Source organism: Flavobacterium davisii (assembly GCF_019565505.1).
Taxonomy (GTDB): Bacteria; Bacteroidota; Bacteroidia; order Flavobacteriales; family Flavobacteriaceae; genus Flavobacterium; species Flavobacterium davisii.
In genome coordinates this window covers 2,251,634-2,268,721 of record NZ_CP067378.1, presented here as the reverse complement: position 1 = coordinate 2,268,721, position 17,088 = coordinate 2,251,634, and the positions used below count along the sequence as shown (strand labels likewise).

Sequence of the window (17,088 nt, the reverse complement as noted above, 5' to 3'; positions counted from 1 at the left end):
TTTTTTTCATGAGAATCTTCCTTTTTGTTTTCTTTACAAGAAGAAAAAAGAACTAAAACAAAAATATTAAGCAGTAAGAAAAATTTTAATTGTGATTTTATATGATTCATTTTAATATCAATTAGTTGTTAGGTATGGATGGATATTGTAGAGCAATAGCACTTTGATTATAAGCATTTGTTACTTCTACGTTTTGCTTTTTAATGTCGATAGCTTGATTTAAAAAATTAATATACGACCAGTAACTTAAGTCTCCACTTGCATAACTTTTTTGAGCCATTATAATAATTTGTTCTGCGTATTGCAAACCTTCGTTTTGATAATATTCTAAATTCTTTTTATACTTTTCATAAGACTCCATTAATTCTTGATTTTGTAACTGAAGAACTAATTTGTTTTTGTATAGTAATAATTCCGATTGTACAGCATTAATTTCAGAAGCCTTAATTTTTGAGTTATTTACATTTCCAAATAGTGGAATTTGTAAACCTACTGTAAAACCTTGAAAAGGGGATTGTAATTGAATTGTTTGAAAAAAATATCCAATTCCCAATTTAGGTATTCTTAACGCTTTGTATATAGAAGTTTCCTTTTGATTTACCGAAATTTGTTGTTTATAATAATCCGTAACTAAATTTTCTACTTTGGTCTTATCCGTTGCCGTTAATTTATACTCTAAAGGAGTTAAAATGTCAGGTATAATAGTTTCTTCTGTTTGTAAAAAAAATTGTAGTTGTTTTTGATAAATAGACAAATCATGAATAATTTGTTTTTTTTGTGTTTCAATTTCTTTTATTTTAGCTTTAGCACTAATTACTTCTATATTACCCGTTTCTCCTGTTTTGTGTCTGAGCTCTGCATTTTTTAAGAAATTAGTATAAATGTCATTTAAATCAGTATTTAATTTTTGAGTAGCAATTCCATACAAATATTGATAAAAAGCAAGTGTTACAGCTTTTTCTAACTCATATTCTGTCATGGCTCTTCTTTTTCGGCTAATTTAGCTAACTCATCTTGTAATTGTTTATTTGCTTTGGTAATACCTCCAATAGGAAAATACTGCTGAATTGTGATATTATGATCAAATTCCTTTGCATTAAATTGCCCTCCTTGATACTGAACTTGTAAGGGATCGGGTTGAAAAGCTGCTTTTTTTAAAACCTTTTGTTTTTCAATTTCTTTATCTGCAATCTTTAATTCGTGGTTATTTTTTTTAGCCAATTCAATAGCTGCTGATAACGCAATAGTTTTTGTATTTTGTCCAAAACAGAAAGAACTAAAAAACAATAATAAAATAGGGAAAAAAGAAAAATTGTTTTTTTTGTTATGTGTCATTTTTTCTTCAAATATTAAATACAAAATAGGTAAAACTATTAAGGTTAATAAAGTGGCTGAAATTAATCCTCCAATAACAACGGTTGCTAAAGGTTTTTGTACTTCAGCACCTCCGCTAGTAGAAAGCGCCATTGGCATAAAACCTAATGATGCTACTGCTGCAGTCATTAAAACAGGTCGTAATCTTGTTCGAGTACCTAAAAACACACGTTTAATAGGGTCGCTAATTCCTTCTGCTTTAAGTTGATTAAAATAAGAAATAAGTACAATTCCGTTCAAAACAGCTATTCCAAATAAAGCAATAAAACCAATTCCTGCAGAAATACTAAAAGGCATTCCTCGTAACCAAAGTGCAAAAACACCTCCTATAGCAGAAAGAGGAATAGCCGTAAAAATTAGTAAAGATTGCTTGATACTATTAAACGTAAAGTACAATAAAACCATGATTAAAGCAAGAGCAATAGGTAATGCAACGGATAATCGCTTATTAGCCTCCACTAGATTTTCAAATTGTCCGCCATACGTTATAAAGTAACCGGGAGGTAGTTTAAAGTTCTTATTTAATTTTAATTGAATTTCTTCTACCACACTTTTAATATCACGACCTCTAACATTTAATCCAACAGTAATTCTTCTCTTTCCGTTTTCTCGTGAAACTTGTACAGGTCCTTGTTCGTATGTAATTGATGCAACTTGCGATAAGGGTACCTGCTGACCACTATTTAGAGGTATAAATAAATTATTAACATCTGTTATATCTGTTCTAAAGTTTTTATCAAGCCTTACTACAATATCAAAACGTGTACTATTTTCGTAAATTTTACCCGCACTTTCACCCGCAAAAGAAGAACGTATGATTTTGTTAATATCTGTTATATTCAAACCATACAAAGCTATTTTGTTATAATCATATTTAATAGTTATTTGAGGTAATCCCGTAACCTTTTCAGCTTTTAAATCGCCAATACCTTCAATATTGTTAATTTTAGAGATCAATTCTTTTGCTTTTATATCTAATACTTCTAAATCATCACCAAAAATTTTAATGGCTATATCACTACGACTACCCGTCATTAATTCATTAAATCGCATTTGAATAGGTTGAGATATTTCAATATTTGCACCTGGAATAGCTTCCATTTCTTCTTTCATTAAATTAGCTAAATCTACCCAATTATCAGAAGTTACCCATTCACTTTTGTCTTTTAATACAATGATTAAATCGCCACTTTCTATAGGCATAGGGTCTGTTGGAATTTCACCACTTCCGATTTTTGTTACAATGGTTTTAATCTCAGGAAATTTGGCTTTTAGTATTTGCTCATATTTTGTAGTAGTTTCTACCATTTGAGACAAAGAACTTCCTGTCATGATAGTTGCATTTATGGCTAAATCGCCTTCTTCAATAGTCGGAATAAATTCGCCTCCCATATTTTGAAAAGTTAATAACGCTAAACTAAAAAGTCCGATAGCAATTCCTAATATTGTTTTTTTAAATGTTAATGCTTTTTCAAGTAAGGGAATGTATTTACTTTCTAACCAAGCCATCATTCGATCACTCAAGTTTTCTTTATGTTCCGTATTTTTAGATAAAAATAAAGCCGACATCATGGGTACATACGTAAGAGATAAAGTAAATGCTCCAATGACTGCAAACCCAACGGTCATGGCCATTGGTCTAAACATTTTTCCTTCTGTTCCTACTAAAGCAAGAATGGGTAAATACACAATTAAAATAATCATTTCTCCAAAAGCTGCACTACTTCTGATTTTAGAGGCAGATTGATAAACTTCTTCATCCATTTCTGCTTGTGTAAGAGGTTCTTTTCGTTTAATAAAAAATAAATGGTGCATGGTGGCCTCTACAATAATTACGGCACCATCTACAATAATCCCAAAATCAATGGCACCTAAGCTCATTAAGTTACCACTTATTCCAAAATAATTCATAAGAATTACAGCAAATAACATAGATAAAGGAATTACAGATGCCACAATAAGCCCTGCGCGGAAATTGCCTAAAAATAAGATTAATACAAAAATAACAATAAGTGCGCCCTCTACTAAATTTTTAGTAATTGTTCCTACGGCATTATCTACTAACTTACCTCGGTCAATAAAGGCTTCGGCTACTACACCTTCAGGAAGTGTTTTGTTAATCTGTTCCATTTTTTTCTTTAACACGATTAACTACAGCACTTGAGTTTTCTCCTTTTAGCATTAAGGCCAATCCGCTAACAATTTCACCCTTTCCATCTTTGGTAGAAGCACCGTATCGTAGTGCAATCCCTTCCCGAACAGTTGCTACATCACGAATTAAAACAGGAGCCCCATTACGATTCTTAACCACTACATTTTGTAAATCTTGAACTCCTGTAGCCATACCTACCCCACGAATAAAATACGCATATTGATCTTTTTCAATATAGGCACCTCCTGTGTTTTGATTGTTTTTTTCAAGAGCTTGAAAAATTTCTGAAATAGTGACACCTAAGCTATTCAGTGTATTCGGATTAACTGCTATTTCATATTGTTTTAATTTTCCTCCCCATGTACTAACTTCTGCAACCCCTTCTACGCCTTGTAGTTGAGGTACAATAATCCAATCTTGAATCGTTCGTAATTTTGTAGCATCGTATTGCTTCTCATATCCTTTTTAGCATATACATCATATTGATAAATTTCGCCAAGCCCAGTTGAAATGGGGGCTAATCCAGGGGAACCGGCATAATCTGGTATATTTTCTTGTGCTTCTTTTAAACGTTGAAAGATTTGTTCACGAGCCCAATAAATATCAACATCGTCTTTAAAAACAACAGTAACAACCGATAATCCAAATCGTGAAATACTGCGTAATTCTACAATTTTTGGAATTGTTTTTACAGATCGTTCTAGTGGATAGGTAATTAATTGTTCTACTTCCTGACTCGCAAGTGTAGGAGCTGTAGTGATGATTTGTACCTGATTGTTTGTTACATCTGGTAAGGCATCAAGAGGTAATTGTTTTACCGAGTAGCTTCCCCAAGCTAATAATACAACGGTAAAAAGCAGTATAATAAACTTATTTTTTATACTGAATTGTATGATTTTATCTAACATTGAAATAATATAATAAATTAAAAATAAGCAAACTATGTATTTGCTATCATATAAAGAGTACAGCTTAGCAGCTTATAACTCTATGAATACTATAAAATTTATTACGCTATTTTAGGGGGTTGCCAAATGCTATTATAGAAATTAGTGTAAAAAATAGATTTGTAAAGAGATTCTTTGTTTTCAGTATTTATAGCAGAAAACACTTCAAAATCATAAGAAATAATAGATTGGTATACCAATACTTGAATACCACAGCAATTACATACACAAAAAGGAGAACACAAATCATCATCATCGCTGTGAGAGTGCTTTTTGTTTTGTAAATCAGATTGAGCAGATTTAGCTATAGCTATATCATGTTCTATCATATCCAAGCACGGTAGCCCTGATAATATGAGGAAGTAAACAGATAATATGATATATAAAAATCGCATCGGTACAAAATAATAAAAAAAAAAGATAGAAACAAAGAAGATTTTTTGTTTTATAAGGACTAAACCTAAAAAGAACAGAGAATAGTAGAGCCACATGATTAATGACTCTACTTTAATGATTGCATTATATTGTTTTAAGATAGGTAATATATTCTTTTTCAATACGTTCTTGATGTGTAGGGTGTGCAATTTTCACCATTTCTGCAACACGTTGTTTGAGTGTTTTTCCGTACAAATCAGCTATCCCGTTTTCTGTAATGATATATTGTACGTGAGAACGGGTAGTTACAACACCCGCTCCTTGTTTTAAGAATGGGACAATTCTACTTTCTCCTCTTTTAGTAATAGAAGGCAAAGCAATAATAGCTTTTCCTCCTTCGCTTAATGACGCACCACGAATAAAATCCATTTGTCCCCCTACTCCAGAATACATCTTCATACCTATAGAATCTGCACAAACTTGACCTGTTAAATCTACTTCGATGGCAGAATTAATAGCAACCATTCGTTTGTTTTTTCGTATTCTAGCTGTATCATTTACAAATGAAGATTCTTTCATTTCAATAAAAGGATTGTCATTTACAAAATCATATAATCGTTGAGATCCTATTAAAAAAGTAGCTAATGCTCTGCCTTCCAATATTCCTTTATAATTACAAGTAATAACATTTTTTTCAATTAAATCAATTACGCCATCACTAAACATTTCTGTATGAAGGCCTAAATCTTTATGACTTGTAAGTTTTGATAATACGGCATTAGGAATAGAACCAATCCCCATTTGTAAAGTACTTTTATTATCTATTAAACTAGCTACATAACTGCCTATTTTTTCTTCCTCAGCAGAAATAGAAGCTATTTCATGACCAAAAATAGGATGATTTACCTCTACCATATAGTTTATCTCCGTTTCATGCAAAATTCCATCTCCAAAAGTTCTAGGCATTTGGGGATTAACTTGAGCAATCACTATTTTTGCATTTTTTATAGCAGCCAAAGTAGCCTCTATAGAAGTACCTAGCGAACAATAACCGTGTCTGTCAGGCGGTGATACATGAATAAAAACAACATCTAATAGAACTACTTTTTTTCGAAATAGATTAGGCAATTCACTTAAAAAAACGGGTGTATAAGAACCATTTCCTTCCCTTAATGTATGCCGTACATTAGCTCCTATAAAAAAGGAATTAACATGAAAACTAGCCGATAAAGAAGGATTTGCATAAGGCGCATCTCCTTCAGTGTGTAAATGACATATTTCCACATTTTTTAATTCAGAAGCTCTTTCTGTTAAAGCTTTTATTAATACACTGGGTGCTGCTGCTGCTGCTTGTATGTAAATTCGATCACCAGATTTAACTACTTTTACAGCTTCCGCTGCGGATACATATTGACTCATAACCTAAAATTTTACTTCAAATGTAAATGTTTAGCCTGTATTGTAATATGATAAATCTCATGCTTAAAATTAGAGCGTTTATAAAAGTATTATTGTATTTTTGCACACTTACTTTTAAGAAATGAGTAAAATAATATTAAAAACACGAGAGGAAATAGAATTAATGCGCGAAAGTGCTTTAGTTGTTTCCAAAACTTTAGGGATGTTAGCTTCAGAAATCAAACCAGGAGTAAGTACCCTCTATTTAGATAAATTAGCAGAAACCTTTATTCGTGATCACGGAGCAGTACCTGCTTTCTTAGGAATGTATGGCTTTCCTAACTCTCTTTGTATGAGTCCTAACGCACAAGTCGTACACGGAATACCAACCGACAAACCTCTAGAAGAAGGAGATATCATTTCAGTTGATTGTGGAGCCTTAAAAAATGGCTTCTACGGAGATCACGCTTACACTTTTGAAGTAGGAGAAGTTGCTCTAGCTACTAAAATGCTTTTAAAAACTACAAAAGAATCCTTATATGTTGGTATTCGCGAATTAAAAGCAGGAAATAGAACAGAAGACGTAGGGCATGCCATTCAAAAATATTGTGAAAGTCATGGTTATGGAGTAGTACGTGAACTAGTCGGTCATGGTATAGGACAAACTATGCACGAAGCACCTGAAATGCCAAATTATGGTAAAAAGGACGTGGTAAATTATTGGAAGAAGGTATAGTGGTTGCAATAGAACCCATGATTAACATGGGGACGAAAAATATTAAACAACATAAGGACGGGTGGACTATTACGACTGCTGATGGTAAACCTTCCGCTCACTTTGAACATGATGTAGCCATAATTGACGGAAAACCTGAACTTCTTTCAACCTTTGCATATATTTATCAAGCATTAGGTATACAAAGTAATGAAGAGGATGAATTTAGAACTAATAAATTAGTTATTTAATTTCGGATAATTAACAGAGTAAATGAAGAGTTCTAAAATAAAAATGAAGCTATTAAGCCTTCTCAAGAAAAGAATGGAAATTTTTTAAAATCAACTGGTTGAAATAATCAAGAGGTTATCTAGAAAATTTGAAATGTTCAAAATTTTTATACAATATTTGTTATAAACGAATATCAACCTATTCAGATTAAAAACCTTCTTTTAAATGTGGGTGAATTTGAAATCTAAAAGAAATAAAAAATTTACACATAAAAAACTGTAAAATGGTGCAGTTTTTATGAAATGCTGTGAAAAGAAATGAAAAAAATATTTAAATTCTTTTTAAATGTGATCCCAAGACCAATTCTTATTAGAATTAGTTTTATAGTACGCCCTATTCTAGCCTTTTTATTAAAAGGGAGTCGATTTATAGATCCAATTGATGGAAAAAGCTTTCGCATGTTTTTGCCTTATGGATACGGAAATCAGCGTAACAATGTACTTTCGCCAAGTACACTTTCATTAGAAAGACACCGTTTGTTATGGTTGTATCTTCAAAATGAAACCGATTTTTTTACAGCTAAGGATATAAAAAAAGTACTGCATTTTGCTCCAGAACAAGAGTTCTATAAACGGTTCAAAAAACAGAAAAATATAACATACGTTACTACCGATTTATTTTCGCCATTAGCTGATGTAAAAGCAGATATATGTAATCTTCCATTTCAAGATAATTCGTATGACATTATTTTTTGTAATCATGTTTTAGAACATATTCCAGATGACACAAAAGCCATGCAAGAATTATATCGCGTACTAAAACCGGGAGGAATGGGTATTTTTCAGATTCCACAAGACTATTCTCGTCAAACTACTTTTACAGATGATACTATAACCGATCCAAAAGAACGAGCAAAAATTTTTGGACAATACGATCATGTACGTGTATATGGATTAGATTATTTTGACAAATTAAGAAGCATCGGTTTTACAGTAAAAGAAATAGATTATACTAAAACATTAGGAAATTCACTAATAGAAAAATATTGCTTAGCAAAAGGAGAAATTATTCCAGTTTGTCTTAAATAAAAAGAAACAATAAAATAGCTAAAGGAGGAATCTTATTAAAAATGATGAGGTTCCTCCTTTTTAAATAGTAGCATAAAATAACATCATAAATAAGAAAAGAATGTCTTTTTCGTTAGCACTCGATTTATCATGGAATGAAACAGAAGAACGTTGGATACCGTTTTTGTATTTAGTTAATACCAACCAACTACCCTTATATGTTTTTAAAATAGCCAATAAAGAAACTTTAAAAAGTATTTCAAAAGAATTAAATTCAGAAGAAAAAAAATTAGAGCTTCTCATAACAGATTTAAAAACAGAAAATATTCTGAAAAAATTGACAAAAAATAAAAAAGTTACTTCACTAAACTTACTCAAAGAAGATAAGACCGTCAAAAAAATTTTAGAAGAATACCTAAACAGAAAAATAGGAGCGATTCTAAACATCATTCAAGATTTAAAAATTCCCTTTAGTATAAACCTAAATTCAAAAAAAGAATTTTATTTAAACCAGGTACATTATACAAACAAGTCAATGTCAGCGCACTTGCATTTTGCTAAAAATGAAGAAGGAATCATTTATACACTCACTCTAGCTGATAACGAAAAAACAATATATCCTAATCAACACCCTATAAACATACTAACGCTATTCCCTTGTCAGATTATTTTTGATAAACAAGTCATTTTAATTCCTGATATAGACGGATTAAAGCTAAAACCATTTCTAAAAAACCAATCGGTACATATCCCAAAACGAATGGAAACTGAATATTTTAAAAAATTCATTCCTGATATTATAAAAAAAGTACCCATTAAAACAGAGGGGTTTCAAATACAGTCCTTTAATGAAATCATTTCCTACAACATAAAAGGAATCCATGATTTTTTGAGTCAACAATTTTTCATTCAAATACTTTTTAACTACAAAGGATATACTTTTTCATCCAATATGGATAAAAAACAACACGCTACTATAGCCTTTGAAGAAGATGATACCGTAAAAGTTATCCAATACAAAAGAGATCTAGAAAAAGAATTAACCATAGAAAAAAATTAATTAATTTTGGATTTAAAAAAAAACAGAGATGGAAACTTTTCTATAACTCATTCATCAAATGAATTAGCTAGTATAGAATTTGTTTTACAACATATAGAGGATTTACAAACAGCAGGTTTTCTTTTAGATGAATTTTTAATTGATCATAAAAAAATAAAAACCAACAAAACAACACTTTCTTTACAAAGTACTGAGCAAACAGATTGGTTTGATTTAAAAATGACCATTTCCTGCGGAAATTATAATTTCCCTTTTTCAGATATAGTGCCTAATATTAAAAATGAAAATCAATGGTTCTTACTTCCAGATGACACCTACTTTATTATTCCCAATGAGTGGATGAAACGCTATGCTAATTTAGCTAAGTTTGGAACAAAACAAACAGACGGAAGAATTAGTTTACCTAAAAGTCATTTTCAAAATCTAAATTTAGAAGAAGTTATTTTAGAAACAGAAAATATTTCCAAAAAAAACTTGATTTATACCCCCTCCATTTTGCTAAAGGCTACTTTGCGACCTTATCAAAGCCAAGGTGTACAATGGCTTTTAAATCATTATGCAAATGGCGTAGGAGCTTGTCTGGCGGACGATATGGGATTAGGAAAAACCTTGCAAACTTTAGCATTACTTATTGCAGTTCAAGAAAATGAACCAACACAAGTACCGAAAAGCAAAGAATTAGAACTTTTCACTGATTCAGAAACACAAGAAATTCCTCCCTTAAAAGCATTAGTTGTCGTTCCCTCTTCACTTGTCTTTAATTGGTATGATGAAACAAAAAAATTTGCACCTCACTTTAAATGTATAAAATATGTAGGAGCAGATCGAAAACTATTGACCAAAAAATTAAGCTATTATGATCTTGTTTTTACCAGTTTTTCTGTTTTAAGTAGAGACAGCTCGTTATTAGAAAAAATACCTTTTCATTATCTGATAGTAGATGAAAGCCAACAAATAAAAAATCGAAACTCTAAAATATTTAAAACTTTAACCCAAATACAAGCAACACATAAAATTTCGTTAAGTGGTACGCCTATTGAAAATTCATTAGCTGATTTATGGTCACAAATGCAATTTATTAATCCCTCTATATTAGGAGAATTTGCCTTTTTGATCAATATTTCAAAAAACCCATTGAAAAATACAAAGACGAAAGTAAAATAGAAGAACTCAAAAATATAATCAATCCTTATATATTGAGAAGAACCAAAACAGAAGTCTTAAAAGACCTTCCCGATTTAATTGAGCAAGTAATGTATTGTCAGATGGATGAAGAACAAGAAAAACAATACGAAGAAGAAAAATCAAAAGCCCGTAACTACCTTCTTAAATTAGAAGATGCTCCTTCTATGCTACACATACTGAATGTTTTAATGAAGTTACGCCAGTGGAGTAATCATCCTAAATTAGTTGATCCTAGTTTTAAAATGGCGTCAGGAAAATTTTATGATGTAACAGGGTATTTAGAAACGTTAGCAAAAGCAAAAAGTAAAACTTTAATTTTCAGCTCGTTTGTCAGTCATTTGGCCATTTACGAAGATTGGTCTCTTCAAAATAACATCCGTTTTTGTTCCCTAACCGGAAATACCCCAGCAGAAGAAAGAGAAAGCTATGTAAAACAATTTCAAACAGATGAAGAAACTTTATTCTTTTTCATATCCTTAAAAGCAGGCGGCGTAGGTCTTAATTTAACAAAAGCTTCTTATATTATCTTACTCGATCCTTGGTGGAATCCTTTTGCAGAAAAACAAGCCATAGCAAGAGCGCATAGAATTGGACAAGAAAATAAAGTAAACGTGATTCGTTTTATCACTCAAAACACCATCGAAGAAAAAATCTTACAACTTCAACAAAACAAAAAAGAGTTGTCAGATCGTATTATTGATGAAAGTACAATTCCTGAATCAGTAACCGAAAATTTAGCCTATCTATTACAATAAATTCGTTAATAATCGGTTTAAAATAGTAATTTAGTTTTTTAATTAGCAAGTAAGAATAGTTTTAATCAAACCGTTAAGTCATGAAATCAAATTACATCTTCATACTATTGCTTTTTAGTTTTGTTACACAATCTCAATTAGTAGAAAATGTAGCTCCATTCAATATCAAAAACATTGCATTCAAACAAGCTACTAATGTTGTATTTCCTTTTTTTCAAATAAGGGAAAGTTTTGAATTTAGTTTTGATGATCTATATGGAACCGAAGAAGATTATTACTTCACATTAACCCATTGTAATTATGATTGGACTGTATCTGACTTAACTAGAAATGAATATTTAAACGGAAATGACAACCAACGAATTCAAGATTATCAAAACTCGTTCAATACCCTGCAAGGATACTCGCATTATCGGTTGAGTTTTCCTAATAGTTTTTGTCAAATAATCAAGAGTGGAAATTACATATTAACTATTTTAAACAAAAATAAAGAAATCGTATTTTCAAGAAAATTCATAATTTATGAAAATGGCATTGAAGTTCCCATTCAAATCAAACGTTCCAGAAATCTGGTTGATATTACAGAAAAACATAACATCGAGTTTACCGTAAAATCTAAAAATATCCTTTTTCAAAATCCACTACAAAATATAAAAATTGCTCTTTTTCAAAACGGCAGATGGAATACCGCCAAATATAATATTAAACCTCAATATACTATTGGCAATGATCTGATTTATCGTTACAACACAGAAACACAATTTTGGGCTGGAAACGAATATTACTACTACGATAATAAAGATATAAAAACGCCTACCAATAACATTGCAAAAGTTGAATCTAATTCAGGATTATATAAGACTTTATTATACACCAATGAGGTTAGAAAAGACAAAGGATATACCTTTTTTCCTGATATTAATGGACTATTTCAAAATAGAAATATTTTTGCACGAGATAACAATGATGTAGAAACAGATTATACTTGGGTTTATTTTTCCTTATTTGCCCCTAATTACCCAAAAGATCAAGCTATTTATGTAACAGGTTTGTTTAATAATTATCAAATGACAGATGAAAATAAAATGGATTATAATACGAGCAAAGGAATTTATGAAAAGGCCATTATGATTAAACAAGGCTTTATAAATTATAACTATACCTTAGTAAATTCAAAAAATCAAATAGATTACCAAAATGCAATTGATGGAAATTATTATCAAACAGAAAATAAATACCACGTTTTTGTATACTATAGAGCTAATGGTGAACGTTTTGATCGTATAATAGGAATAGGAGAAGCTAACTCACAAAATATAACAAATTAAATTTAATAAATATTAAAAACAAAAATAGTTTTATTTTTCGCTAAATTTGTACTTTCAATAAAAGGTAAAATGGTTACGCAAGTTACAAAAGGAATCAAAATTTCGGTAGAAACAGTTTTTGAGGGAACCTACTTCAAGAATCAATCGGTACATTTTGCATTTTCATATCATATTACCATTGAAAATCACAGTAAAGATCAGGTACAGCTTTTGTCACGTCATTGGGATATATATGATGCTCTTAATGATCAAGAAACAGTAGAAGGAGAAGGAGTCGTAGGAGAAAAACCAATCTTAAAGTCCGGAGAAAAGTATCGGTATAATTCTGGTTGTTTACTTTCTTCGCCACATGGTAGTATGACAGGATATTTTACAATGATTAACTTTGCTACTACAAAAAAATTTAACGTTGCCATCCCTATTTTTTATTTAAATGCCCCTTTTGCATTAAGTTAACCGGGTAGCCATTATTAATTTCACAAAATCTAAAAAAGATGTTAGAGGATGCCTTTTTTAAAAGGCATTTTGTACTTTTGTTAAAGTTAATAAAAAAATGAACGTATAATTTAAATAAAAATACAATGCTTAAAGGATTTTTTAACGTACCAAAAGCGGTTAATGAGCCCGTAAAATCGTACGCTCCAAATTCTCCAGAAAAAGCGGCTGTATTAGCTGCTTATCAAGAAATGTGGAATTCAAAAGTAGAGGTTCCTCTATATATCGGTAGTGAAGAAATTCGTACAGGTAATACACGTAATATGACCCCACCACATGATCATCAACATGTAGTAGGAACCTATCATTTAGCAACAAAAGAGCACGTACAAAAAGCTATTGACAATGCTTTAGAAAGCCGTACAAAATGGGCTAATATGGCATGGGAACAAAGAGCAGCGATCTTTTTAAAAGCAGCTGAATTAATTGCAGGTCCTTACCGTGCAAAAATTAATGCAGCCACTATGATTGCGCAATCAAAAACAATTCATCAAGCTGAAATAGATGCCGCTTGTGAATTAATAGACTTTTTACGTTATAACGTAGAGTTTATGACACAGATTTATAAAGACCAACCTGCTTCTGATTCATCTGTATGGAACCGAGTAGAATACCGCCCATTAGAAGGATTTGTATATGCTGTTACTCCTTTTAATTTTACAGCCATTGCAGCTAATTTACCTGCAAGTGCCGCTCTAATGGGGAACGTTGTTGTTTGGAAACCATCAGATAGCCAAGTATTTTCTGCAAAAGTAATCATTGATGTATTTAAAGAAGCTGGAGTCCCAGATGGTGTTATCAATGTAATTTTTGGTGACCCTGTAATGGTAACTGATACAATATTAGCTTCTCCTCATTTTGCTGGTATTCATTACACAGGTTCTACTTTTATCTTCAAAGAATTATGGAAAAAAATTGGAGAAAATATTCACTCCTACAAAACGTATCCAAGAATTGTAGGAGAAACAGGCGGTAAAGATTTTGTCCTAGCGCATCCTTCAGCCAATGTAAAACAAGTAGTAGCCAATACAATTCGTGGTGCATTTGAATTCCAAGGACAAAAATGTTCAGCAGCATCAAGAGCCTATTTTCCTTCTTCATTATGGCCTGCTATTAAAGAAGAAATGGGAAAAGAATTAGCTACTTTTAAACAAGGTTCGCCAGAAGATTTCTCCAACTTTGTAACAGCTGTTATCCACGAAGGATCATTTGATAAATTAGCTCAATATATTGATCAAGCTAAAGCTGATGCTGATGCTGAAATTATTTTTGGCGGGGGATATGACAAATCAAAAGGATACTTTGTAGAACCAACAGTCATTCTAACAACAAATCCTAAATATGCCACTATGGAAACCGAATTATTCGGACCAGTATTAACTATTTATGTATACGAAGACTCTACTTGGGCTGAAACGTTACAATTAATAGATGGCACTTCCGAATATGCCCTAACAGGAGCGGTATTTAGCGGTTGTCGTTATGCTATTGAAGAAGCTACCATAGCATTACAAAACTGTGCTGGTAACTTTTATATTAATGATAAACCAACAGGTGCAGTAGTAGGAATGCAGCCATTTGGAGGAGCTAGAGCTTCTGGAACCAATGATAAAGCAGGTTCTGCTCAAAACTTATTACGTTGGGTTTCTCCTAGAACTATCAAGGAAACCTTTGTAACACCAGTAGATTATAGATATCCGTTCTTAGGATAATTCAATATAAAAGAAACAGCTATCCGAAAAGTAGCAGCAACTCAATGATTAGTTTAGTACTTCAGTACTAGAACAAATCAGATCATTAAAACTAGAGACTATCTCACAAGGTGAGTAAGTTAAAAAGTTAAGGCTTGGATTTTATAATCTGAGCCTTTTTCAAATATAAGAACAAATTGATTTAAAACGATTTAATAATCAAAAAAGCTATTAACACCATTTAAGGTTCCAATTTACTGTAATAATCTCGTATAATCTCTTTTGATTTGTGTATTTTGTAGTGAGTTTTGGTTTAGGTAATTTCAAAACTAAAATGGTATCAGAGGAAGAAAAACAAACCTTGTTTAATATACTTGATGCTTTCGCTACTAAGAAAAAACACAAAGACACCCTTTCGGGTTTACTGCAAGATGTAAAGTAAGAAAGAGGTTGTCCTTACTTTTGGACAGCCTCTTTAATTTATCTACTGTCTGTATTCATTTTTTCTTATAGAATCAATAAACTTCTCTAATTCTTTACTATTATAAAAATCCAAACATTTCATCATATACAAATTATTATTTAAATCATATGATTTATAATCTTTTTAAGCCAATCGCTTATCATTTTTCTATAATTTTCATTTCCAAAAATATACTCTTCTTTTAAGTTTATTATTTGAACATAACTAGAACCATCTTTATATTTAATAGATTCATTTTTTGTTGCTTCGTAATAACAATCACAAAACGCTTGGTTTTTAACTTTAAGAAGTTCATTTTCTAATTTGTTATTTTTTGTTTGAGATGAACATTTTGTCAAACAAATTACTAGAATTATATGTATAGCCTTCATATCTAATTTATTTTGATGAGTAAAATGTAGTTGTGCATTCTTGATAAAAATGAGATCCTGCTCTACCACCGTATAGAACATCTACGTGTCCTGTAGCATCACTCCAACCACAATTCTTCTGTATAATTATTGAATTTTGAATTTGCATTCCCAAACTTGCTTGTGAGAAATTATATATTTTTGAAAGATATACTTGAATTTTATCAACCTTATAAAAATAATTCAATTTATTAGCTCCACTAAAAGTACCGTTAGTTTTAGGAATAGTATAACCTGACTTATTTAAAGCGGTACTTAATCTTAAAGCGCAGGTGTTTGCATAAGCTGGATTTGGATTGCCATTACTATCATAACCATGAAGTAGGTAATCGTTATAAATATCTCCTCCAATATTTTTGTAAACATCATCTCTATGGACAAAATTAGGATCAGATGTGTCACCCGATGGGTAAGCGTCATATATTTTTTTAATATCTGCTTCTGTTAAAGTTGTTTTGGGTTTTATCATTGCGTGAGCAGCGTGATTGAGTCCAGCAACCATACCTCCAATGACAACCCCTTGCCAGAAATTACCTCCACTAAGTTCGGCGCCTACACCACCGCTAATCGCTCCAAAGGTAATAGTTCCTACGGTGCTTTTAGCAAAATCACCTCCAATAGCTCCAAAAGCACTAGCGCCTAAACTTCCAAAAGCACCACTCAAGGCTGCACTCCAAAAATTACCACCTTGAACACTTGATAAAACACCTTGAACAATTCCATGTGCAGCTGCTTGCGCAGCAACTGACCAAACTTCACCAATTGTATTTACTATTGTACCTCCTGCACTAAATAATGTACCAACACCATAAGTAGCTGCTGCACTAACTGCACCCCAAAACATTGCTTCATGTGCTTCATAAATGTTCCAATATTTAAGATTTCCATACTTAAAGTAAACATTTGCAGTATAAGTTAATGCTGCTACTATAACACCTATAGTAATAGTAATAGCAATTCCATATTCTCCACTAGGATCATTAAACATAAGCGGGTTATTCATTACATAACCATACTTATTATAACATTGGGTATTGGTAGGATCTTGTATGTTCTCGTCGGCATTTAAAAAACGGCGCAACATCGGGTCATACAACCTCCCGTTCATGTGTATCAGCCCTACATCTTGCAAATGTTCATGGCTAGTATACCCTCTATCCAATACCTGCATACTGCCATGCGTCAAATTCCCCCAAGCATCAAAATAGCGTTCTTCTACTAATTTCCCTTTTTCATCCGTTATCGCTAGTATAGTACCTAGGTAATCCTTATGCAAAAATAAAGGTTTTGCATCGATTTCTGCATAATTTTTTACATATACTATGTTCGATTCGTACGGCTTAAAACCAAAAGCTACAACTTTACGGGTTGTAGCTTTTATGTTTAGTTGTTCAATTTTGTGGGTAGGAGCTTGAAGCACG

11 protein-coding genes and 3 pseudogenes are annotated in these 17,088 nt (G+C 31.6%); 8 read left to right on the top strand and 6 right to left on the bottom strand.

Annotation, left to right across the window (positions count from 1 at the left end; genetic code table 11):
• Positions 1-121: 121 nt before the first annotated feature.
• The 4 genes and pseudogenes from JJC05_RS18895 to JJC05_RS10840 form a co-directional block, all read right to left on the bottom strand.
• Complete coding sequence (locus JJC05_RS18895; protein ID WP_374226295.1) at positions 122-979, bottom strand: TolC family protein; 858 nt, start codon at positions 977-979, stop codon at positions 122-124.
• A pseudogene (locus JJC05_RS10850) lies at positions 976-4,434 on the bottom strand (efflux RND transporter permease subunit). The gene JJC05_RS18895 and the pseudogene JJC05_RS10850 overlap by 4 nt, the downstream one beginning before the upstream one ends.
• 101 nt (positions 4,435-4,535) lie before the next feature.
• Positions 4,536-4,868, bottom strand: a complete 333-nt coding sequence (locus JJC05_RS10845; RefSeq protein ID WP_088391455.1) for a DUF6660 family protein — start codon at positions 4,866-4,868, stop codon at positions 4,536-4,538.
• 124 nt (positions 4,869-4,992) lie between these two features.
• Positions 4,993-6,267, bottom strand: coding sequence for an acetyl-CoA hydrolase/transferase family protein (locus JJC05_RS10840; protein ID WP_105195456.1), 1,275 nt, complete (start codon positions 6,265-6,267; stop codon positions 4,993-4,995).
• Between the two features lie 121 nt (positions 6,268-6,388).
• Here JJC05_RS10840 and map point away from each other — a divergent pair.
• The 8 genes and pseudogenes from map (at position 6,389) to pruA (ending at position 14,794) form a co-directional block, all read left to right on the top strand.
• A pseudogene (gene map, locus JJC05_RS10835) lies at positions 6,389-7,212 on the top strand (type I methionyl aminopeptidase).
• 297 nt (positions 7,213-7,509) lie between these two features.
• Complete coding sequence (locus JJC05_RS10830) at positions 7,510-8,280, top strand: class I SAM-dependent methyltransferase (protein ID WP_088393391.1); 771 nt, start codon at positions 7,510-7,512, stop codon at positions 8,278-8,280.
• A gap of 100 nt (positions 8,281-8,380) precedes the next feature.
• Positions 8,381-9,319: a hypothetical protein gene (locus JJC05_RS10825; RefSeq protein ID WP_235877376.1), complete on the top strand. Its 939-nt coding sequence runs from the start codon at positions 8,381-8,383 to the stop codon at positions 9,317-9,319.
• 219 nt (positions 9,320-9,538) lie between these two features.
• Positions 9,539-10,668 (top strand): annotated as a pseudogene (locus tag JJC05_RS10820) (DEAD/DEAH box helicase); the annotation flags it as partial.
• Positions 10,669-11,259 carry a DEAD/DEAH box helicase gene (locus JJC05_RS10815; RefSeq protein ID WP_374226360.1) on the top strand — a complete coding sequence of 197 codons (591 nt, stop codon included), beginning with the start codon at positions 10,669-10,671 and terminating at the stop codon, positions 11,257-11,259. It begins immediately after the preceding pseudogene.
• Between the two features lie 80 nt (positions 11,260-11,339).
• Positions 11,340-12,587, top strand: a complete 1,248-nt coding sequence (locus JJC05_RS10810) for a type IX secretion system plug protein (RefSeq protein WP_105195453.1) — start codon at positions 11,340-11,342, stop codon at positions 12,585-12,587.
• A gap of 69 nt (positions 12,588-12,656) precedes the next feature.
• Positions 12,657-13,043, top strand: coding sequence for a Co2+/Mg2+ efflux facilitator ApaG/CorD (gene apaG / locus JJC05_RS10805; protein WP_088393385.1), 387 nt, complete (start codon positions 12,657-12,659; stop codon positions 13,041-13,043).
• 125 nt (positions 13,044-13,168) lie between these two features.
• A complete protein-coding gene (pruA, locus tag JJC05_RS10800; protein WP_105195452.1) occupies positions 13,169-14,794 on the top strand; it encodes an L-glutamate gamma-semialdehyde dehydrogenase in 1,626 nt (541 codons plus the stop codon).
• Between the two features lie 561 nt (positions 14,795-15,355).
• Here pruA and JJC05_RS10795 read toward each other — a convergent pair.
• Both JJC05_RS10795 and JJC05_RS10790 read right to left on the bottom strand, forming a co-directional pair.
• The gene (locus tag JJC05_RS10795) at positions 15,356-15,628 is read right to left on the bottom strand and encodes a hypothetical protein (RefSeq protein ID WP_235877373.1); all 273 of its coding nucleotides are present in this window, start codon (positions 15,626-15,628) and stop codon (positions 15,356-15,358) included.
• 7 nt (positions 15,629-15,635) lie between these two features.
• A complete protein-coding gene (locus JJC05_RS10790) occupies positions 15,636-17,087 on the bottom strand; it encodes a T6SS effector amidase Tae4 family protein (protein ID WP_235877372.1) in 1,452 nt (483 codons plus the stop codon).
• Between the last annotated feature and the right edge of the window lies 1 nt (position 17,088).

Coding starts and splice junctions, on each gene's coding strand:
- JJC05_RS18895 (WP_374226295.1), bottom strand. CDS start 979: ATGACAGAATATGAGTTAGAAAAAGCTGTAACACTTGCTTTTTATCAA.
- JJC05_RS10845 (WP_088391455.1), bottom strand. CDS start 4,868: ATGCGATTTTTATATATCATATTATCTGTTTACTTCCTCATATTATCA.
- JJC05_RS10840 (WP_105195456.1), bottom strand. CDS start 6,267: ATGAGTCAATATGTATCCGCAGCGGAAGCTGTAAAAGTAGTTAAATCT.
- JJC05_RS10830 (WP_088393391.1), top strand. CDS start 7,510: ATGAAAAAAATATTTAAATTCTTTTTAAATGTGATCCCAAGACCAATT.
- JJC05_RS10825 (WP_235877376.1), top strand. CDS start 8,381: ATGTCTTTTTCGTTAGCACTCGATTTATCATGGAATGAAACAGAAGAA.
- JJC05_RS10815 (WP_374226360.1), top strand. CDS start 10,669: ATGCTACACATACTGAATGTTTTAATGAAGTTACGCCAGTGGAGTAAT.
- JJC05_RS10810 (WP_105195453.1), top strand. CDS start 11,340: ATGAAATCAAATTACATCTTCATACTATTGCTTTTTAGTTTTGTTACA.
- apaG (WP_088393385.1), top strand. CDS start 12,657: ATGGTTACGCAAGTTACAAAAGGAATCAAAATTTCGGTAGAAACAGTT.
- pruA (WP_105195452.1), top strand. CDS start 13,169: ATGCTTAAAGGATTTTTTAACGTACCAAAAGCGGTTAATGAGCCCGTA.
- JJC05_RS10795 (WP_235877373.1), bottom strand. CDS start 15,628: ATGAAGGCTATACATATAATTCTAGTAATTTGTTTGACAAAATGTTCA.